The 18,978-nt window shown below is 68.2% G+C and carries 18 protein-coding genes; 9 read left to right on the plus strand and 9 right to left on the minus strand.

Annotation, left to right across the window (positions count from 1 at the left end; genetic code table 11):
- Positions 1 to 42: 42 nt before the first annotated feature.
- The 3 genes from AWC25_RS11475 (at position 43) to AWC25_RS11485 (ending at position 3,083) form a co-directional block, all read left to right on the plus strand.
- Positions 43 to 1,020, plus strand: coding sequence for a phosphotriesterase family protein (locus tag AWC25_RS11475; RefSeq protein WP_069399911.1), 978 nt, complete (start codon positions 43 to 45; stop codon positions 1,018 to 1,020).
- The gene (locus AWC25_RS11480) at positions 1,021 to 2,526 is read left to right on the plus strand and encodes an AMP-binding protein (protein WP_069399910.1); all 1,506 of its coding nucleotides are present in this window, start codon (positions 1,021 to 1,023) and stop codon (positions 2,524 to 2,526) included. It abuts the gene before it with no gap.
- 77 nt (positions 2,527 to 2,603) lie between these two features.
- Positions 2,604 to 3,083, plus strand: a complete 480-nt coding sequence (locus AWC25_RS11485) for a YbjN domain-containing protein (RefSeq protein ID WP_069399909.1) — start codon at positions 2,604 to 2,606, stop codon at positions 3,081 to 3,083.
- Here AWC25_RS11485 and AWC25_RS11490 read toward each other — a convergent pair.
- Complete coding sequence (locus tag AWC25_RS11490; protein WP_084229269.1) at positions 3,080 to 4,195, minus strand: acyltransferase family protein; 1,116 nt, start codon at positions 4,193 to 4,195, stop codon at positions 3,080 to 3,082. The two genes, AWC25_RS11485 and AWC25_RS11490, sit on opposite strands and share 4 nt — an antisense overlap.
- Positions 4,196 to 4,347: 152 nt before the next feature.
- On the opposite strand from AWC25_RS11490, the gene pgfA reads away from it, so the two are divergent.
- Together pgfA and AWC25_RS11500 are read left to right on the plus strand one after the other, a co-directional pair.
- Complete coding sequence (gene pgfA / locus AWC25_RS11495; protein WP_158089741.1) at positions 4,348 to 5,616, plus strand: cell envelope lipid trafficking protein PgfA; 1,269 nt, start codon at positions 4,348 to 4,350, stop codon at positions 5,614 to 5,616.
- 18 nt (positions 5,617 to 5,634) lie between these two features.
- Positions 5,635 to 7,410: an MmpA family trehalose lipid delivery protein gene (locus AWC25_RS11500; protein WP_069399906.1), complete on the plus strand. Its 1,776-nt coding sequence runs from the start codon at positions 5,635 to 5,637 to the stop codon at positions 7,408 to 7,410.
- A gap of 41 nt (positions 7,411 to 7,451) precedes the next feature.
- Here the strand turns inward: AWC25_RS11500 and AWC25_RS11505 are convergent, their stop codons facing one another.
- The gene (locus AWC25_RS11505) at positions 7,452 to 8,606 is read right to left on the minus strand and encodes a glycosyltransferase family 4 protein (protein ID WP_069399975.1); all 1,155 of its coding nucleotides are present in this window, start codon (positions 8,604 to 8,606) and stop codon (positions 7,452 to 7,454) included.
- Between the two features lie 40 nt (positions 8,607 to 8,646).
- On the opposite strand from AWC25_RS11505, the gene AWC25_RS11510 reads away from it, so the two are divergent.
- Together AWC25_RS11510 and AWC25_RS11515 are read left to right on the plus strand one after the other, a co-directional pair.
- Positions 8,647 to 9,417 carry a class I SAM-dependent methyltransferase gene (locus AWC25_RS11510; protein ID WP_085166837.1) on the plus strand — a complete coding sequence of 257 codons (771 nt, stop codon included), beginning with the start codon at positions 8,647 to 8,649 and terminating at the stop codon, positions 9,415 to 9,417.
- 101 nt (positions 9,418 to 9,518) lie between these two features.
- Complete coding sequence (locus tag AWC25_RS11515; protein ID WP_069399905.1) at positions 9,519 to 10,988, plus strand: aldehyde dehydrogenase; 1,470 nt, start codon at positions 9,519 to 9,521, stop codon at positions 10,986 to 10,988.
- A gap of 26 nt (positions 10,989 to 11,014) precedes the next feature.
- Here AWC25_RS11515 and AWC25_RS11520 read toward each other — a convergent pair whose 3' ends face one another.
- Entirely contained in the window at positions 11,015 to 11,851 is an 837-nt protein-coding gene (locus AWC25_RS11520; RefSeq protein WP_085166805.1) for a crotonase/enoyl-CoA hydratase family protein, read from the minus strand.
- Positions 11,852 to 12,081: 230 nt separating this feature from the next.
- On the opposite strand from AWC25_RS11520, the gene AWC25_RS27675 reads away from it, so the two are divergent.
- Together AWC25_RS27675 and AWC25_RS11525 are read left to right on the plus strand one after the other, a co-directional pair.
- Positions 12,082 to 12,213, plus strand: a complete 132-nt coding sequence (locus AWC25_RS27675) for a hypothetical protein (protein WP_264033741.1) — start codon at positions 12,082 to 12,084, stop codon at positions 12,211 to 12,213.
- Positions 12,214 to 12,236: 23 nt separating this feature from the next.
- Positions 12,237 to 12,869, plus strand: a complete 633-nt coding sequence (locus AWC25_RS11525) for a TetR/AcrR family transcriptional regulator (protein ID WP_232326961.1) — start codon at positions 12,237 to 12,239, stop codon at positions 12,867 to 12,869.
- Here AWC25_RS11525 and AWC25_RS11530 read toward each other — a convergent pair.
- The 6 genes from AWC25_RS11530 to AWC25_RS11555 form a co-directional block, all read right to left on the minus strand.
- Entirely contained in the window at positions 12,866 to 13,162 is a 297-nt protein-coding gene (locus tag AWC25_RS11530) for a hypothetical protein (protein WP_069399973.1), read from the minus strand. The genes AWC25_RS11525 and AWC25_RS11530 overlap by 4 nt on opposite strands.
- 20 nt (positions 13,163 to 13,182) lie before the next feature.
- Entirely contained in the window at positions 13,183 to 14,688 is a 1,506-nt protein-coding gene (locus AWC25_RS11535) for a class I adenylate-forming enzyme family protein (RefSeq protein WP_069399902.1), read from the minus strand.
- A gap of 73 nt (positions 14,689 to 14,761) precedes the next feature.
- Positions 14,762 to 15,553, minus strand: coding sequence for a crotonase/enoyl-CoA hydratase family protein (locus AWC25_RS11540; protein ID WP_085166806.1), 792 nt, complete (start codon positions 15,551 to 15,553; stop codon positions 14,762 to 14,764).
- A 140-nt stretch (positions 15,554 to 15,693) separates the two neighbouring features.
- Positions 15,694 to 17,103 carry a WS/DGAT/MGAT family O-acyltransferase gene (locus AWC25_RS11545; protein ID WP_069399900.1) on the minus strand — a complete coding sequence of 470 codons (1,410 nt, stop codon included), beginning with the start codon at positions 17,101 to 17,103 and terminating at the stop codon, positions 15,694 to 15,696.
- Between the two features lie 44 nt (positions 17,104 to 17,147).
- A complete protein-coding gene (locus AWC25_RS11550; RefSeq protein WP_069399899.1) occupies positions 17,148 to 18,353 on the minus strand; it encodes an alpha/beta hydrolase in 1,206 nt (401 codons plus the stop codon).
- Positions 18,354 to 18,453: 100 nt separating this feature from the next.
- Positions 18,454 to 18,978 carry a hypothetical protein gene (locus AWC25_RS11555; protein WP_069399898.1) on the minus strand — a complete coding sequence of 175 codons (525 nt, stop codon included), beginning with the start codon at positions 18,976 to 18,978 and terminating at the stop codon, positions 18,454 to 18,456.

The following is an 18,978-nucleotide window of genomic DNA, read 5'->3' on the forward strand; positions in this document are numbered from 1 at the left end:
ACACCCTGTTGCTCGGGTGCGCTGCGGCCTAGCATCAGCGACGTGTCCGAACTCAATACTGCGCGCGGTGCCATCGACACGGCCGATCTCGGCGTGACCCTGATGCACGAGCACGTGTTCATCATGACCACGGAGATCGCCCAGAATTACCCCGAAGCCTGGGGCGACGAGGAACAACGGGTGGCCGACGCGATCGCCCGGCTCGATGAGTTGAAGGCTCGTGGGGTGGACACCATCGTCGACCTCACCGTGATCGGCCTGGGCCGCTACATTCCGCGCATCGCGCGCGTCGCGGCCGCCACGGAGCTGAATATCGTTGTGGCGACCGGCCTTTACACCTACAACGACGTCCCGTTCCGGTTCCACTACGAGGGCCCCGGCGGCATGCTCGACGGTCCGGAGATCATGACCGAGATGTTCGTCCGCGACATCGAGCAGGGCATCGCCGACACCGGCGTCAAGGCGGGAATACTCAAGTGCGCAACCGACGAGCCGGGCATCACTCCCGGTGTCGAGCGGGTGCTGCGCGCCGTCGCCCGGGCGCACAAGCGCACCGGGGTGCCGATCTCCACGCACACCCACGCCGGGCTACGCCGCGGGCTGGAACAGCAGAAGATCTTCGAAGAGGAAGGGGTCGATCTGAGCCGGGTGGTCATCGGGCATTCCGGTGACAGCACCGACGTCGGCTACCTCGAGGAGCTGATCGCGGCCGGCTCCTACCTCGGGATGGACCGGTTCGGTCTGGACGTGATCTCGCCGTTCGAGGAGCGGGTGAAGATCGTGGCGCAGATGTGCGAGCGCGGGCACGCCGACAAGATGGTGCTCTCCCACGACGCCAACTGCTACTTCGACGCGCTGCCCGAAGAGTTGGTGCCACAGATCGCACCCAACTGGCACTACCTGCACATTCACAACGACGTCATCCCGGCGCTCAAGGAGCGCGGCGTCACCGACGAGCAATTACACGCCATGCTGGTCGACAATCCGCGGCGCATCTTCGAGCGGACGGGCGCCTACTAAATGACCGAGGGTGAGCCCGTTGCCCCGATCGGGACGCAAATTTCGGCGCTGGCCGCGCTCGCGCCGGACGAGCCCGCCGTCACCTGCGACGGCCTGACCCTCACGCGCGCCGAACTCGACGCCTCAACCAACCGGCTGGCCCGCGCCTACGCCGAGCGCGGGGTGGGCGTCGGCGACTACGTGACGATTGTGCTGCCCAACTCCGTCGAGTGGATCCAGGCCGTCGTGGCGTGCTGGAAACTCGGCGCCGTACCCCAGCCGCTGTCCGCGCGGTTACCGGCCGCCGAGTTGGCGGGCCTGCTTCAGCTGCGACCGCCGGCCTTGCTGGTGGGTCGGGAGCATCCCGACTTATCCTGCGTTCCAACGGGTTTCACACCCGATCCGGCGCTGTCCGACGCCGCGTTGCCGGAGGCGGTGTCGCCGGTGTGGAAAGCGATGGGCTCGGGCGGCAGCACGGGGCGGCCCAAACTCATCGAGTCCGGCGGCCCACACTTTGGAAGCCGGATACCGCCGGCCATCGGCTATCCGCTGGGAGCTCAGGAGGGTGACGTCACCCTGGTGCCCGTGCCGCTGTCGCACAACACCGGGTTCACCGCTGCCACCATCGCGCTGCTGATGCGCCATCACCTGGTGCTGATGAGCCGGTTCGATCCGCACCGGTTCCTGCAACTGGTCACCGACCACCGGGTGACGTTCCTGACGGTGGTGCCGACGATCATGCAGCGGACGCTGCCCGTCTATCACGCCAACCCGACGGCCTACGACCTCTCGTCGATTCGGCGGTTCTGGCATCTGGCCGCGCCGTGCCCGCCCACCATCAAGCAGGCCTGGATCGACCTGCTGGGCCCGGAAAAAGTATGGGAACTCTACGGCGGCACCGAATTACAGGCGCTGACGTTCATCTCCGGTGATCAGTGGCTGACCCACCGCGGTTCGGTGGGCGTGGTCGTCGCCGGTGAGATGAAGGTGCTCGACGACGACGGCAACCCGTGTCCGCCGGGCGTGATCGGCGAGATCTACATGCGTCCCAGCCCCGGCAGCGCGCCGACCTACCGCTACGTCGGCGCCACGGCCAAGACCCGCGACGGCTGGGACTCGCTGGGCGATCTGGGCTATTTCGACGACGACGGCTTCTTGTATCTGTCGGACCGGCGGGTCGACATGTTCACCGTCGGGGGCCGCAACGTGTATCCCGCGGAAATCGAGAACGCGCTGTCGGCGCATCCGGATGTGCTGTCCTGCTTGGTCGTCGGGGTTCCCGACCCGAACGGCGGCGACCTGGGCCAGGTGCCCTACGCCCTGGTGCAGACGAGCGAAAACTCCACCCTGGACGGCGCGGGGGTGCAGGAGTTTCTGCGCGAGCACCTCGCGGGGTACAAGGTGCCGCCCACCCCGGACTTCGTCGAATTCGTCGACACGCCACTGCGCGACGACGCCGGCAAAGCCCGGCGCTCGGCGGTGCGGGCCGAGATCATCGCGCGGCTGTCGACTGCCGAGGCGAGCTGACCCGCACCGGTCGACGGCACACCAAGGATCCTCCAAGGCACCCGTCGCACCATCGGGTCGATTGATGGAGAGGGACCATGAAGATCGAGCCATTGAGCAGCGAGCTGATCGAGCGATATCTGCGGTCGCGCCGGTTGCGGTTTTTCCGCAGCGACGACGGGCAGGAGTTTCTGCTGGTGCTGTCCAACGTCGAGCGGGGCAAGCTGCATGTGGTTCTGCGGATCAACGGTGTGCGGCCCGACATTTTGGAGATCACGGTCAGCCCGGCCGGCTACTACCACGCCGGAGAGCGCGCGCGGCTGATGGAACTGGTCAACGACTGGAACCGGGACAACCACTGGCCCAAGGCTTTTGTGCGTGAGACCGCGCAACCTAGCCACGTCAGCGTGGTCGGCGAGAGCGCCTACCTGCTCACCGACGGGATCCACCTCGCAGCGCTCGGCAACTTCGTCAAGTCCGCCGTCGAGTACGGAACCGATCTGTTCGCCAAGATCGAGCAAGCCATCGCCCTGCCCTCGGCGCAGGCGCTGGAGCAGTGGATGGACCGCACCGGTTAGGGCGCGATCGCGTCGGCCTCGGCGTCGAGCACTGCAGCGCTGACGGCCGGCCGCTCGAGGTGTTCCCACCGCCGCAATGCCTGCCGGCACGGCGCCTCGACGAGCGCGTAGCTCACCGCCGCGATCGCGAACCCGAAGACGAGCGTCAGCACCAGTACCGTCGGCATGTTGCCAGTGAACGGGAAGGTTCCGATGACCGGGAACACCATGGCCAGCGCGGCCAGGTGCCAAATGAACAGGCCGTAGGACCAGCGGCCGAGCGTCACCAGCCCGACGTTGCCCAACACCCGGTGACCGGTGTCGGGGCGGTCCAGCACCAACGGCGCGACCAACGCGAACGCGACCAGCGCGCCCATCGACGTCTTGACCGCGAACTGCGCCGCGCTGCCCTGCGCCAGTCCCTCCGGGCCCGCCAGCGGGGAGGCCGCCACCGCGAAGCCCAGCAGCGCGATGCCGGCCATCAGCCACCGCCGCCGCGCCAGCCGATGGGCCGCCCCGACGGGGGCGTGCACCCATTCGGCGAGCAGCATCCCCGCGGCGAACCAGGAGAAAAACGCCGGCGGCCAATTCAGCGGGTTGCCGGACGCCGATTGCCCGGTGAACAACGGCAGCCAGGCCCACCCCCAGCTGAGCACGGCCAGCGCGGCGATCACCGGCACCCGCCCGCGCACCGGCAAGCGCCGAGCCAGTAGCGCGAGGATCGGCAGCGCCAGATAGAAAGTGACCTCGACCGACAGGCTCCACATCTGGGTCAGGCCGCCGGTCAGAGTCAGCGGCACATAGATCTGGGTGAGGGTCAGGTTTGCCAGCCACACCGTCGGGCTGGCGTGATCCGCGTCGGGCAGCAGGGTGAGGATCACGACCACCGCCACCAAATAGGCCGGCATGATGCGCACCACCCGCGACCGCAAGTAGTGACCGGTCGGCGGGGGTGGCGTCAGGCCCCGCGCGGCGCCGGCGTGGCCCCGCCACAGCAGGAATCCGGACAGCGCGAAAAACACCGCCACGGCGAGGTCGAAGCGGCCGAACACCCTGCCGTCGACGCCGCTGGAATGCCCGGTCTGAAAGGCCACATGCGTGACGACCACGCCCATGGCCGCGCACGCACGCATACCCTCGACGGCAGGGAGGAAGCTGCGGGTTCCGCCCACCTGCTGGCCCTCGGTCACGATCCCAGTCTGCCTGCGCTGTCTTGCCGGCCGAAATGGGTAGTGCTGTTAGGGTCAAACGGGTTTGCCTAGAGCACTTAGGAGGGCACGGCAACGTGAACCGAGCGGTTATGTTGCGGTTCGCCGCATGCGGAATCATCGGACTCGGTGCCGCCCTGCTGATCGCCGCGCTGTTGTTGTCGACCTACACGACCAGCCGCATCGCAAAGATCCCGCTGAACATCGACGCCACGCTGGTCAGCGACGGCGCCGGAACCGCAATCGACATGGCGTCGCTGTCGGGTGACCACGTCGTCGTCAACCAAAACGTGCCGCTGGTCTCCCAGCAGCAGGTCAGCGTCGAGTCGCCGGCCAACGCCGACGTCGTCACGCTGCAGGTCGGCAGCACGCTGCGCCGCACCGATAAGCAAAAGGACACCGGGCTGCTGCTGGCGTTAGTCGACACCGTCACCCTCAACCGCAAGACCGCGCTGGCCGTCTCCGACGACACCCATACGGGCGGCGCCGTACAGAAGCCACGCACGATGAACGACGAGAACCCGCCCACCTCGATCCCGGTGCGCCACGACGGCCTGTCCTACCGGTTCCCGTTCCACACCGAGAAAAAGACCTATCCGTACTTCGACGCCGTTGCGCAGAAGACCTACGACGTCAACTTCGACGACGAAGAGGACGTCAACGGCCTGACCACCTACAAGTTCACGCAGAACATCGGCTACGGCGCCGACGGCAAGCTGGTGGCGCCGGTGAAATACCCGTCGCTGTACGCCGGCGACGAAGACGGCAAGGTGACCACCTCCGCGGCGATGTGGGGCATCCAGGGCGGCGATCCGGCCGAGCAGATCACCATGACCCGCTACTACGCGGCGCAACGGACGTTCTGGGTGGACCCGGTCTCGGGCACCATCGTCAAGCAGACCGAGCACGCCAACCACTACTACGCCCGGGACCCGCTCAAGCCCGAGGTGACGCTGACCGATTACAAGGTCACGTCCAACGAGGACACCGTCGAATCTCAGGTCAACGCTGCCCGCGATGAGCGCGATCGGCTCGCGCTGTGGTCACGGGTCCTGCCGATCACCTTCACCGCGGTCGGCCTGATCGCGCTGATCGGCGGCGCCGTGCTGGCGTCGTTCAGCCTGCGCACCGAGAGCGCGCTGACCGATCCGGGCCTGGACCGCGGCGACGAAGAGTTCTTCGGCCGCAGCGGCCTCGAGGAACGGGTGCCCGGCGCCGAGGCGGAGACCGAGAAGCTGCCGACCCAACGCTCGGAATCGCGTGACGATCCGCCCGGCCCCGAGCCGCTGCCCGGCGAGCCGCCCGAGCCGACCCCGCCCGAAGCCGGCCCACCCGATCGGGACTAGCCCGCGGTCGGGCCGACGGTGACCGCACCACAGCGCCGGGCGGCGTCGTGGGCGCTCCCCGCCTACGCGCTGCTGCTGAGCTTGCTGGTGACCGGTCCGCTGCTGCGCCCGGGATACCTGTTGTTGCGCGACGCGGTGTCGACGCCACGCTCCTACCTATCGGACACCGCTCTGGGCTTGACGGCCCCGCCGCGGGCGACGCCGCAGGATTTCGCGGTGGCCCTGGCCTCACAGCTGATCGACGGCGGTGTGGTGGTCAAAGCGCTGCTGGTCCTGGGATTGTGGCTGGCGGGTTGGGGGGCGGCGCGGCTCGTCGCGACCGCCCTGCCGGGTGCGGGCCTGTCGGGTCAGTTCGTCGCGGCGACCCTGGCGATTTGGAATCCCTATGTGGCCGAACGGCTTTTGCAGGGGCACTGGAGCTTGCTGGTCGGCTACGGCTGTCTGCCCTGGGTTGCGACGGCGGTGCTGCGGCTGCGCTCGCAGTCCACCGGGTGGTTCGCGTTGGCGTTCTGGATCGCCCTGGCCGGGCTGACGCCGACCGGGCTGATGCTCGCCGCGACCGTGGGCCTGGTCTGCGCGGTGGGCCCGGGCGTTGGCCGGCGGTGGCTGTGTGTCGCGGCGGTCCTGGGCGCCGCGCTGGCGGCGGCGCTGCCATGGCTGGTGGCGGCGTCCGATGCGTCCTTGGCCGCCCCGGACGCGGCGGTCGGGGTGGTCGCGTTCGCGCCGCGCGCCGAGCCCGGGCTGGGCACCTTGGGCAGTCTGGCCGGCCTGGGTGGGATTTGGAACAGCGAAGCCGTGCCGAGCTCGCGGGCCACGCTGTTCGCCGCGGTGTCGACGCTGGTGCTGCTCAGCGTGGTGGCGGCCGGGCTGCCGACCGTGCTTCGGCACCGGACCGTCGTACCCCTGCTCGGGCTCGCGACGGCCGCGGTGCTGCTTCCGGCCGCGCTGGCGACCGGTCCCGGACTGCACCTGCTGGCCTCGGTCGTCGATGCCGTGCCGGGCCTGGGCGTGCTGCGCGACGGGCAGAAGTGGGTGGCGCTGGCGATGCCGGGATACGCGCTGGCCGGGGCGGGGGCGGTCGTGACGGTGCGCCGGTGGCTGTCCGCCCCGGCCGACATCGCCGCGGCACTGACCGCCTGCCTCGCGCTGATCGCGGTGCTGCCCGATGCGGCCTGGGGTGTGGGCGGCAAGGTGGCGGCGGTGCACTACCCGCCCGGCTGGGCGGCGGTGGCCGCCCGGATCAACACCGCACCCGCGCCGGTCGCGGTGTTACCGGCCGGTTCGATGCGGCGGTTCGCGTGGTCCGGCCCGTTCCCGGTGCTCGATCCGCTGCCCCGCTGGGTGCGCGCCGAGGTGCTGTCCACCGGCGACTTGGCGATCTCGGGCCGGGTGGTGCCCGGCGAGGGCCACCGCGCCCGGGCGATACAGGAGCTGCTGCTGTCCGGGGTCGACGCGTCCGCACTGGTCCCGGCCGGGGTGGGCTGGCTGGTCGTCGAGGCGGACACGGCCGGGGATCTCGGAGCGGCGGCACACACGTTGAGCACGCTCACCCCGGTCTACCGCGACGAGCACATCACGCTGTACCGGGTCGGCGGCCCGGCCGCCGGGGTGGCGCCGGCCCGGCGGCAGACCGTCGTGATCGCGCATCTGGTGTGGCTGGTGCTGCTGATCGGGGGTGCGGGCGGGGCGCTGGTCGCCGCGGTTCGGCGCCGACGGCACGGTGCGCCGAAGCCTCCCACGGCGCGACACTTAGACCACGGCGACGACACGCCGGTAGACGTCGCAGAGGATTAAATTTCGCGGCCACGGGCGGGCCGGGGGGGCTAAGACGCGACTTAGATGACGCCGCTGACGAATTCGCCGGCCTTCACGGCTTGCAGCACGGCGCGCATCGACTCCGCGCTTTGTGTCCAGGAGAACTCGCCGCTGCGGGTCTGCGCCTTGGCGCCGAGCTGATCGCGCAGCACCGAGTCGCGCAGCAGTTCGTCGAGGCGGTCCACCAACTCGGCACGGTCGTCGACCAGGATTCCGGTGACACCGTCGACGATCGAGTCGGACAGGCCGCCCGAGGATCGGTAGCCGACAGTGGGCACCCGATGCTGCGCGGCCTCGACGACCGCCAATCCCCAACCCTCTTTGCGTGACGGCAGCACGTGCACCCACGCCCTGTGCAGCAGATGGTGTTTGGTCACATCGTCCACATGCCCGTGGAACGTCACGGCGTCGCAGATGCCCAGGCTGCCCGCGTGGTCGACGAGCCGTTGCCGCCACCAACCGTCGCCGACGATGTCCAGATGCAGGCCGGCGAACCGCGGCCGCAGCTCGGCGACCGTCTCCAGCGCGTCCTCGATCTGCTTGTGCGGCACCAGCCGCGAGAGCACCACCACCCGCGGCACCGACGAACCCGGGCCGGACAGCGAAACGGCCGGTGCCTGGTCAAGTCCGTTGCGCACCACCGCGATCCGCTCGGTGTCCACGCCGAGGGCAACCAAGTCGCGCGCCGACGGCAGCGACACGGTCAGGTACTGATTGCGACGGTGCAGCCGCGGCGACAGCCACGACTCGACGAACCAGCCCAGCCGGCCGAGTACCGGCCCGGCGACCGGCCACTGCTCGCGGTGACAATGGTGCACCAGCACCACCACGCGCCGGCCGAACAGCAGGCGGGCGCAAAACGGCAGGCCGTTTTGCGCGTCCACCACCACGTCGGGGCGCACCGCGCGCAACGGCCCAAGCCCGAGCCGCGCGGCAGCCAATGCCAGCAGCGCCCATACATAGACCGAGTAGCGCCCACCCGCACGATGGATCTGCACGCCGTCGACGACTTCCCGGCGCGGCGAGCCCGGATAGCGGGCAGTGCGCAACGTGACGGCGACGCCCGAAGCGGCCAGTTGCGTGCCGATGCGCTGCAAGTACGTTTCGCTGCCACCGCCCTGCGGGTGGCCGGTGTCGCGCCAGCACAGCAGCAGTACCGAGCGCAGACCAGACATCATCGTCAGCCTAGCCGTTGCCCGACGTAGGGTGTGGCCGGTGGCGGTCACTGACGTGTTTGCGCGACGAGCGACGTTGTCGCGGTCGGTGCGGCTGTTATCGGAGTTCCGCTACGAGCAGGCGGACCCCGCCCGCTTCTACCGCATGCTGGCGGCCGACACCGTGGCGATGATCGGCGACCTGTGGCTGGCCGCCCACGGCGAACCACCCACCGGTCGGACCGTGCTCGACGTGGGTGGCGGGCCAGGCTATTTCGCCGAAGCATTCGCCGACGCCGGAGTTCGCTACCTCGCTGTCGAACCCGACCCAGACGAAATGCACGCCGCGGGGCCCGCGCTGGCTCCGACGACGCGGACCCTTGTCCGCGCGTCGGGCATGGCGCTGCCGTTCGCCGACGACTCCGTCGACATCTGCCTGTCGTCCAACGTCGCCGAGCACGTTCCGCGGCCCTGGCAGCTCGGCGCCGAGATGCTGCGCGTCACCCGGCCGGGCGGGTTGGCGGTGCTGTCCTACACCGTGTGGCTGGGCCCGTTCGGCGGGCACGAGATGGGCCTGACGCACTACCTGGGCGGCGCCCGCGCCGCGGCCCGCTACGCCCGAAAACACGGCCATCGCGCCAGAAACGACTACGGGTCGTCGTTGTTCGCGGTGTCGGCCGCGGACGGACTGAGTTGGGCCGCGCACACCGGCGCGCTGCGGGCCGCATTTCCGCGCTACCACCCGCGATGGGCCTGGTGGCTGACGTCGGTGCCGGTGCTGCGGGAGTTCCTGGTCAGCAATCTCGCGCTGGTGCTTTCGCCCGGAGAATGAAACATGTTCTCGTTTTGGTCTGCCTTGGGTAGGGTGGCGCCATGCCCGTCGGACGATAAGCAGGGCAGCTTGACTCGAATGGCTAAGAGGAGCGGCGCAACATGACCGACATCAAGACCGAATACGACAAGCTTTTCATCGGCGGCAAGTGGACGGAGCCCTCGACTGCCGAGGTGATCGAGGTGCACTGTCCGGCCACCGGCGAGTACTTCGGCAAGGCGCCGCTGGCCGCGGCCGCCGACGTCGACGCGGCGGTGGCGGCGGCCCGCGCCGCCTTCGACAGCGGGCCGTGGCCGTCGACCCCGCCGAAGGAACGCGCGGCCGTGATCGCCAACGCGGTGAAGTTGATGGAGGAACGCAAGGAGCTGCTGAGTGCGCTGCTGGCCGGGGAGACGGGACAGCCGCCGACCACCATCGAGACCATGCACTGGATGGGGTCGATGGGCGCGATGAACTTCTTCGCCGGCCCGGCCGTCGACCAGGTCAAGTGGCGGGAGATCCGCAATGGCTCCTACGGCCAGACCATCGTCTACCGCGAACCGATCGGCGTCGTCGGCGCGATCGTCGCCTGGAATGTGCCGTTGTTCCTGGCGGTCAACAAGCTGGGGCCCGCGCTGCTGGCCGGCTGCACGGTGGTGCTCAAGCCGGCTGCCGAAACCCCGTTGACGACAAACGCTTTGGCCGACATCTTCGCCGAGGCCGGCCTGCCCGAGGGCGTGCTGTCGGTGGTGCCCGGCGGTGTCGAGACCGGCCAAGCCCTGACATCGAATCCGGACGTCGACATGTTCACGTTCACCGGCAGTTCGGCCGTCGGCAAGGAGATCGGCCGGCGGGCCGCGGAGATGCTCAAGCCGTGCACGCTGGAGCTCGGCGGTAAGTCGGCGGCCATCCTTCTCGAGGACGTCGACCTCGCATCGGCGGTCCCGATGCTGGTGTTCTCCGGGATCATGAACACCGGGCAGGCGTGCGTGGGCCAGACCCGCATCCTGGCGCCGCGCTCGCGCTACGACGAAATCGTGGCCGCGGTCAGCGCCTTCGTGCAGGCCTTGCCCGTCGGGCCGCCGTCGGACCCGGCCGCCCAGATCGGCTCGCTGATCTCGGAGAAGCAGCGCGCCCGGGTGGAGGGCTACATCGCCAAGGGCGTCGAGGAGGGCGCCCGGCTGGTGTGCGGCGGTGGCCGCCCCGAGGGGTTGGAGAACGGTTTCTTCGTGCAGCCCACCGTATTCGCCGACGTCGACAACAAGATGACGATCGCGCAGGAGGAGATCTTCGGCCCGGTGCTGAGCATCATCCCGTTCGACAGCGAAGAGGATGCGATCAAGATCGCCAACGATTCGGCGTACGGGCTGGCCGGCAGCGTGTGGACGTCCGACGTGCCCAGGGGCATCGAGATCGCGGAGAAGATTCGCACCGGGACCTACGCGATCAACTGGTACGCGTTCGACCCGTGCTGCCCGTTCGGCGGCTACAAGAACTCGGGCATCGGCCGGGAGAACGGTCCCGAAGGCGTCGAGCACTTCACCCAGCAGAAGAGTGTGCTGATGCCGATGGGCTACACCGTCGAGGGCTGACGGCTGCGCGCCTGGCGAGCGGCCGCTTAGCGGCCGGAGAAGTTCGCGTCGCGGCGTTCGATGGACGACCGCACGCCCTCGGCGGCGTCCTGGCTGGCGAACAGTTCGGTGACGACGGGCCGCAGCCTTTCGACCGCCGCCGCCTCGCCCCGCGTGCGGGCGAGATGTGCCGACTCGAGCGTGGCCCGCACCCCCAGCGGGGCGGCACGGTCGGCGATGGTGTGCGCGATGTGGCGCGCCCGGGCCAGCGCCGCGGCCGCGTCGTTGGCCACCTCCTGCACCAACCCGATGCGGTGTGCCTCGCGGGCATCGAACTCGTCGCCGGTCAGCAGCCAGCGCATGGCGTTGCCCCAGCCGGCCTCGCGGGGCAGCCGAATCGTCGCGCCGCCGAACGGGTAGATCCCGCGCCGCACCTCGAGCTGACTGAAGCGGGTATCGGCGGCCGCGATCCTGATGTCGGCGGCCAGCAGCAGTTCGATGCCCAGCGTCATGCACCATCCGTGCGCAACCGCGACGAGCGGGGTCGACGCGGCCTCCGTCCAAGTCCCGTCCAGCCGCCACGGGTCCCGGCCGTCCTCGGGCAGTGGGGACTGACCGGCGGCGATGGCCGGCGCAACGTCGACCAGGTCCAGCCCGGCGGTGAAGTGGTCGCCGTGGGCGAACAGCACACCCGCGCGCAGCGACTCGTCGGCTTCCAGCAGCGCGTAGGCGCGCGCGAGGTCGGCGAGCATGCCGCGGTCGAAAGAGTTACGTTTGGCCGCCCGGTTCAGCCCGATCAGCAAGACGTGGCCGTCGCGCTCCAACGATATGGTGGCCAGTTCGGGAAGGATCTGGGGATCCGGGCTGTTAAACGTGTGTGTCATCACATCAGTCAAACCCAGAACCCGGAATTATGCAATAAAGCATAATCCTTAAGGTCTACTCAGCTTTTGCTCACCACGAGTAAATGACATCGGTCACATGTTTTCCGTGGTCTGCGAGTTTAGTACCTCTAACAAGTTGCTTAGTAGATCAATGTCTTATATGATTCTCATCATAATCATGAGCCGCCGGCCCCGGCACATGAGTGCAGCACTAGGCCGGGAGACAAACCATGTGGATCATCGAGCTCAACGTCGCTGGCTATCAGTTCACGCGCGAGATACCCGACCGGAAACGCCGGTCGTTCTGGTTCAATCCGCGTAACATGCACTGGCCGGTCTCGCGGCATCAGCACGCTGCATGACCTCAGCCCGAGGAGGTACGACAGTGCCGACCACAAGCGATGTCGCGCCGCCGAAACGAGGCGGTACCCGGACGAAGATGCTGATCAGCGCCGCCGAGGTGATGCGTGAGCGCGGCGCCGCCGGGGTCACCATCGATGCCGTACTCTCGCGCAGCGGCGCCCCGCGCGGTTCGGTGTACTACCACTTTCCCGACGGACGCAACCAGATTCTGCGCGAGGCACTGCGCTACTCGGGCGATTCCATCACCGCCACCATCGACAAGGCCGCCGATCGCGGCGCCGGGGCGCTGCTCAGCGAGTTCATCAAGCTCTGGGAGCGCTTGCTGATCGGCGGCGACTTTCACGCCGGTTGCCCGGTGGTCGCCGCGGCCATCAGCGCCGACGAGACCGACCAGGATCTGACGGCCGAGGCGGGCGCGATCCTGGCCCGTTGGTGCACGGCCTTGACCCACGCGTTCATCAAGGACGGCTTTGGCGACGACGATGCCGCCTCGCTGGCGGTGATGTCGATTTCCGCGTTGGAGGGCGCGATCGTGCTGTCGCGATCGACCCGTTCGGTGCGGCCGCTCGGCCAGGTCGGCGAGCAGCTCGAGTTCCTGATCAAGGCAAGGGAATTCGTGACTCGCAACGGAATTCCCGGCAAGCAGGACGGCTAGTCGCTGGCGGGAAGCGGTTTGACCTCTTTGAGCGCAAGCGCGGTCTGACCGATGCTCAGGCTTCCCGCCCCGGGCTTGGTGACCAGCACCTCGGCGCCGGTGTCGTCGACATAGCGTTTGCCCATCACCGTGCCCTCGGCGAAGGCCGGATCCAGCTCGCCGGAGCGCTCGGCGCCGATCGGTACCATCGGAGCCCCGCCGCAGCGCAGGTCGTCGAGACTATCGGCGGTCCTGACCACGATGACCTGGGTGTCACACACCTGGCTGGCAAGACGGGTTCCGTTTTTAACCATGGTTTGTCGTCCTTTGCTCACTACTCGGCCGGGGCGGCCTGCAATCCTGTTAGGTCTTCGATGATCTCCCGGCGCAGCACCTTGCCCGTGGGTGTGGTCGGCAACTCCTCGCGGAACACGACGCGGTCCGGCGTGCGCGACCCGCGCAGAGTTTTGCGGACGTGTTCGCGCAACTCCTCGGGATCGGGATCGGCGCCGGGGCGGGGCACCACCACCGCGACGATCGCCTGCCCCCACTGCGGATCCTCCACCCCCACCACGGCGACCTCGCGCACCTGCGGATGCTCGACGAGCACCTCCTCCAACTCGGCCGGCGCGATGTTCTCCCCGCCGCGGATGATGGTGTCGTCACTGCGCCCGCCGATGAACAGATAACCCTGCTCATCCACCATCGCGATGTCCTTGGTGGGAAACCAGCCGTTCTCGTCAAGCACCGAGCCGATCCCGGTGTAGCGGCCCGAGACCTGCTCACCGCGCACAAACAACTCACCGGTGGCCCCGGCGGGCAGCACGTTGCCCTGCTCATCGCGAATCTCGACCTCGATGCCGGGCACCGGGCGTCCCACCGACCCCAGCCGCCGGATCGCCTCGGGCTCTGAGGCCGAAAGCGCCGCGCGGTGATCCTCAGGGGTCAACACCGCAATCGTCGAACTCGTCTCGGTCAGCCCGTAGGCATTGACGAAACCCACATTCGGCATCAGTTCGAGCGCCCGGCGAACCAACGGCAGGGCGACCTTGGAGCCGCCGTAGGCCAGGTTGCGCAACGACGCCAACTCGTGCTCACCCGTCTCGAGCACGGTGACCACCCGGTCGAGCATGGTGGGCACCAACGTCGCGGTGGTCACCTGCTCGGCGCCGATCAGGCGCACCCATTCGGCGGCATCGAAGTTGGGCAGGTAGACCATCTTGCGCCCGGCGTACAGGTTCGACAGCGCAGCACCGACCCCGGCGATGTGGTACGGCGGCACGCAGATCAGCGCCGCGTCAAGTTCTGCCGCCGAATCGAATTCGACGGTTCCGGTCACGTAGCTGGTCAGGTTGTTGTGCGAGAGTTCGACGGCCTTGGGCTGCGACGTGGTGCCGGAGGTGAACAGCACGACGGCCACCGACTCCGGGTCGGGAAACTGCGCGGCCGGCTCGGCGCTGCGCACCGCCGCCAAAAACTCATCGGCATCCATCACCCGGCCGGCGAACTCACCGAGCATCTCCCGATATCGGGCATCAACAACGACCAGCGGTTCGGACAGCCGCCCGATCAGCGTCTGGATCCCCTCGGCGGACAGCCGATAGTTGAGCGGGGTGAACGGCACCCCGGCGCGTGCCGCGGCGAAGATCAGCACAGGCAGCATCGCGCCGCCGACGCCCACGTAGGCTACGTGCGCCGCACCCGATCCCGCGATCACCCCGGCACCGCCGTCGGCCAGATCGCTGAGCTCCTGCGTCGTCAGCCGGGTGTCCCCCGAGACCACGGCGACGCGATCGGGGTTGCTCGACGCAGCCATCTCGAGAAGCAACGAAATGCTCATGCTCGATCCCTCTGCATCCCAACCCTTTTGCGCCGTCGCCTCGACTCTACGAACATAGTGTATTACACCTGTCTCAGGTGCCGGTCCACTGCGGCGCACGCTTCTCGGCGAACGCGATGGCGCCTTCCTTGGCGTCGTTCGACGCGAACACCGGCCCCAATAGTTTGTTCTGCTCGGCGAACATGGTGACAGGACTCCAGCCGCGCGACTCCACGATGATCCGCTTGGTGGCGGCCACCGCCAGCGGCCCGTTGGCGGCGATCTTCTCGGCCAGCGCGATCGCGGCGTCCAGCACGCTGCCCGGCTCGGCCAACACGTTCACCATCCCCAGCGCGTGCGCGCGCTCGGCGCTCAGGTTGTCGCCGGTCAGCGCCAATTCCATCGCGATGGCCGACGGGATGCGCTGCGGCAACCGCAGCAGGCCCCCGCCACCGGCGACCAATCCACGCTTGACCTCGGGGATCCCGAAGGCGGAATCCGTGGACGCCACGATCAAGTCGGTGGCCAGCGCCAGCTCGGTGCCGCCCGCCAGGGCGTAGCCTTCGACGGCCGCGATGAGCGGCTTGTCCGGTGGGCGTTCGGTGAATCCCATGCCGCGGCCCGCCACGATGGGCAGTTCCCCGCGTGCGAACGCCTTGAGATCCATGCCCGCGCAGAACGAGCCGCCCGCGCCGGTCAGGATGCCGACCGACAGGCCCGGATCGCCGTCGAGCTGGTCCACGGCCGCGGCCAGCCCGTTGGCCACCGCGGCGTTGACAGCGTTGCGGGCCTGGGGACGGTTGATCGTGATGATCAGGATCCGGCCGCGCTGTTCGACGATGACCTCGGATTCGTTGGCTTCTTCGTTTCCACTCACGCGCTGCACATCTCCTCGGTAGTCAGTGCACAATCGGGCGGCAAACCAGGGGCTGCTATCGACTGATGGTAACCGCCGGCGGAAATGGCATTGGCATCAGGAAAGAGTCTGGTTACCCGAGTCCGCGGCGCGGCGGACCGGCGGGCTGCTCAGGCCGGGGCCATCGCGGCGTCGACCACCGTCAACTCTTCGGAAATCCCCGCGGCCCTTCGTAATTCGATGAAGTCGGCGACCATGGCCTCGGTCACCTCGTGCGGGTCTTTGACAGTTGCGCCGTCGGTGAGTACCGAGATGTTGAGCTGATCGACGTAACTCCACACGGTGATGTTCAGCCCGCTGCCGGCCGTCAACGGCCCGACCGAATAAATCTCGGTGACCAGCGCCCCGCCGACCCGACCGTGCTCGCGCGGCCCGGGAACATTCGAGATGGGCAGGTTGAGGATTTTGTTCTGGCCGTCGCGGCTGGACGCCCAGCGAAAGAATGATTCGGTGGCTGCCGGCGGCATGTAGGCCGACCAGCGGCTGATCAATTCGGGTCCGACCAGGTGGAAAGCCTCCTTGGCGGAGACGGCGTTGTCGTGGCAGGCGTGCAACCGCGCCAGCGGATCGTCGAGATCGGCCGGCAAGGCGACCATCAGACCGGTGAAGTAGTTGCCCGATATCCGGTCCGGGGAGAAGTCGAAACTCGCCGGGACCGACGCCAACAACGGTTCGGCGGTGCCGTCGTAGCGCAGCAGCAGGGTGCGCAACGCCCCGGTCGACATTGCCAGCACCACGTCGTTGATCGTGCCGCCGCAGCGCTTGCCGGCCTCCTTGATGTCCGCCAGCGCCAGGATGGCCGTGGCGAATCGCCGCTCCGGCGTGATTCGGTGGTTGATGAAGGTGGGCGGCGGGGTGAAGGGCATGGTGAGCTCCGGGGAGAGCTTGCGCGAGCTGCGCCGTACCCGGTTGATGCCGCGGGCGGTGTAGCGCACCGTCCCCGGCAGTTTCGCGACCTGGCGCAGGTGGTCGGCGAACGCCGAGCGCAGCAACTGCGGTTTGGTGGGCGCGGGATCGGTGATCGGCGGGCCGCTTTCCGGGGTCGGCAACAGGTCCATGCCCCGGGCCATCAGGTTGGCCGACGCGACGCCGTCGGCGAGCGCGTGGTGGATTTTGCCGACCACCGCGACCCGGTCGTTGGCCAGGCCTTCGATGAAGTACATCTCCCACAGCGGGCGGCCGCGGTCCAGCGGGGTGCTGGCGATCTGCCCGATCGCCTCGTCGAGCTCGCGACGCCCGCCCGGCTCGGGCAGCCGCATGGGCCGGATGTGGTAGTCGAGGTCCACCTCGCAGTGCTCGCGCCACATCGGGTGGTGGAACTTCCAGGGAATGTCGACGAGCTGGTAGGTGAAGGGCTCGAGTTTGTTGAGCCGCGCCCCGATCACCTCCCGAAACGAGTCGATGTTGAAATCGCGACGCTCGGGGTCGATCTCGACGATGGCGACCTTGATGGTGTGCATGTGCACGTTCGGGGTCTCGCTGTAGAGCAGTACCGAGTCCCAGCCACTGAGCCGTTTCATCGCTGGCCCCTTCCCCTCAGCAGCGACCTTACTCAGGGGCCGGGCTAGATAACTTCTTTTGCCCGGATCTGCGTTTTGGTGCGATACACCTGATTGAGGAACAGCGAAGTGGCGTGGGCCGCGACGCCGGCGCGCGCGCCGTCGATCATGTCAAAACCATGGCCAGCGCCGGGCAATTCCAGGTAGCCGACCGTCGAATGCGACACCGTGCGGAGCCGTTCGACGAAACTGCGCGCCTGCTCGACCGGGATGACCGTGTCTTTGCTGCCGTGCATCACCAGGAAGGGTGGCGCGTTGCGGTGCACGCGCGCGATCGGCGATGCCGCGCGGTACAACTCGGGGTGGCGTGCGATGGACTTTCTGACCACGACGCGTTCCAGGAATTCGACAAACCGGTCGCGCTCCGGGGTGGAGCGGTCCTCCCAGTCGTACCGACCGTAGATGCCGACCACCGCGTCCGCCGAGCTGTCGGCACCCTCGGGCAGCTTGCGCGCGAAGTCCGGGTCGTCGGAGGTGAGCCCGGCCAGCGCGGACAGATGCCCACCCGCCGAACAACCCGCCACCGCAACGAAATTGCGGTCGCCGCCGAACTTGTCGACATTGGCTCGGGCCCAGGCGATCGCGGTCTTGACGTCGGTGATGTGCCGGGGCCAGCGGTGGTGCGGCGCCACCCGGTAGTCGATCGCCAGGCACACCCACCCCTGCTCCGCCAGCCGCGACATCAGGGCGGTGCCCTGCATCATGGCGCGGCCGTGCACCCAGGCCCCGCCGGGGACGAAGATCAGCACCGGCGCGGGCTGGGCGGGCAGGTCCTTGAGCCGCCAGACGTCCAGTACCTGCGCGGGATGGTCGCCGTAGTGGACTGCCCGACGGTGCAGATATCGGCGCTGCCGCAACGCCTCCCAGATGGGCGGCGTCCGGTCGGCCACGGGCCAGTCGAGTTCGAGATCCGCGGCCGACACCAGACCACGCAGGGCGGCGACCGAGACGTCGTGCGTGCTCTCTCGATCCCGGCGGCGTGCGTCGTTGATGCCGGGTGTCAGCCAATCCCGCTTCAGGGCGGAAATCGCCTCCGGCGCGTGTCGCGCGCCCCAGACACCCATCGCGGTCACGCCGCCCAACGGTTCGAGGTGCTTGCCGACCATCGGGAGCGAAGCCCCCATCACGCTCAATGCCAGCGCATAGTCGGCGGGACGGGCCCGCAGCAATCGCTTCACGCAGGGTGTCATGCTCGGAACCCAGGCCGTCATGTACGGGACTGTACCCTCACGTTGTCGAGGCAAACTGACGTTTGCGTCGAAGTCGCGAAGATGGCCGAAGTTCGTTTGCTGATCCGCCGGATGTGCCGCTCTAGCCTGGTTGTTGCGGTTCGCTGAGCGGGGCGCGCCGACGCGCCGCGGCCACCCGGATCGCGTAACTCAGCGCGCTGACGCCGAACATGGTCGCGGTGAGCAGCAGCCACCGCCCCAAGAAGGGCTGCTGGGTTTGCCCGGTCGCCGCGTGATAGGTGGGCGCACCCTGTTCGATGATGCCGGGCAGAAAAATCAGCAACGTCAGCCCCGCGCCCAGGGCGGGTACCCGAATGTAGTTGCGGGCCAGTATATTTGGTTGCTCACGCAGCTGCTTTCGCCGTAGCCGTGCGGCCAGCACGCGGTCCGCCAGTGCGTAAAGCGGAAAGAAGAGCAGGTCGTGGACCACGATGGCGGCGGCGAACCACACCACGATCGACTGCCACCAGCTGTCCGGGTTCCACAGCGTTGCCGGCTTGAAGGTGGCCAGAATGTAGCCCAGCAGCCCGAAACCGAATGCCATGGTCAGCAGATGCAGCGGATGCGATCCGTAAATATGTGTGAAACGTGCTGATTTACTTGGCAT

It is taken from the genome of Mycobacterium sherrisii (assembly GCF_002102355.1).
Classification (GTDB): domain Bacteria; phylum Actinomycetota; class Actinomycetes; order Mycobacteriales; family Mycobacteriaceae; genus Mycobacterium; species Mycobacterium sherrisii.

Coding starts and splice junctions, on each gene's coding strand:
- AWC25_RS11480 (WP_069399910.1), top strand. CDS start 1,021: ATGACCGAGGGTGAGCCCGTTGCCCCGATCGGGACGCAAATTTCGGCG.
- AWC25_RS11550 (WP_069399899.1), bottom strand. CDS start 18,353: ATGACGGCCTGGGTTCCGAGCATGACACCCTGCGTGAAGCGATTGCTG.
- AWC25_RS11555 (WP_069399898.1), bottom strand. CDS start 18,978: ATGCCAAGTAAATCAGCACGTTTCACACATATTTACGGATCGCATCCG.
- AWC25_RS11535 (WP_069399902.1), bottom strand. CDS start 14,688: ATGAGCATTTCGTTGCTTCTCGAGATGGCTGCGTCGAGCAACCCCGAT.
- AWC25_RS11545 (WP_069399900.1), bottom strand. CDS start 17,103: ATGAAACGGCTCAGTGGCTGGGACTCGGTACTGCTCTACAGCGAGACC.
- AWC25_RS11485 (WP_069399909.1), top strand. CDS start 2,604: ATGAAGATCGAGCCATTGAGCAGCGAGCTGATCGAGCGATATCTGCGG.
- AWC25_RS27675 (WP_264033741.1), top strand. CDS start 12,082: ATGTGGATCATCGAGCTCAACGTCGCTGGCTATCAGTTCACGCGCGAG.
- AWC25_RS11520 (WP_085166805.1), bottom strand. CDS start 11,851: ATGACACACACGTTTAACAGCCCGGATCCCCAGATCCTTCCCGAACTG.
- AWC25_RS11530 (WP_069399973.1), bottom strand. CDS start 13,162: ATGGTTAAAAACGGAACCCGTCTTGCCAGCCAGGTGTGTGACACCCAG.
- AWC25_RS11505 (WP_069399975.1), bottom strand. CDS start 8,606: ATGTCTGGTCTGCGCTCGGTACTGCTGCTGTGCTGGCGCGACACCGGC.
- AWC25_RS11515 (WP_069399905.1), top strand. CDS start 9,519: ATGACCGACATCAAGACCGAATACGACAAGCTTTTCATCGGCGGCAAG.
- AWC25_RS11490 (WP_084229269.1), bottom strand. CDS start 4,195: ATGCGTGCGTGCGCGGCCATGGGCGTGGTCGTCACGCATGTGGCCTTT.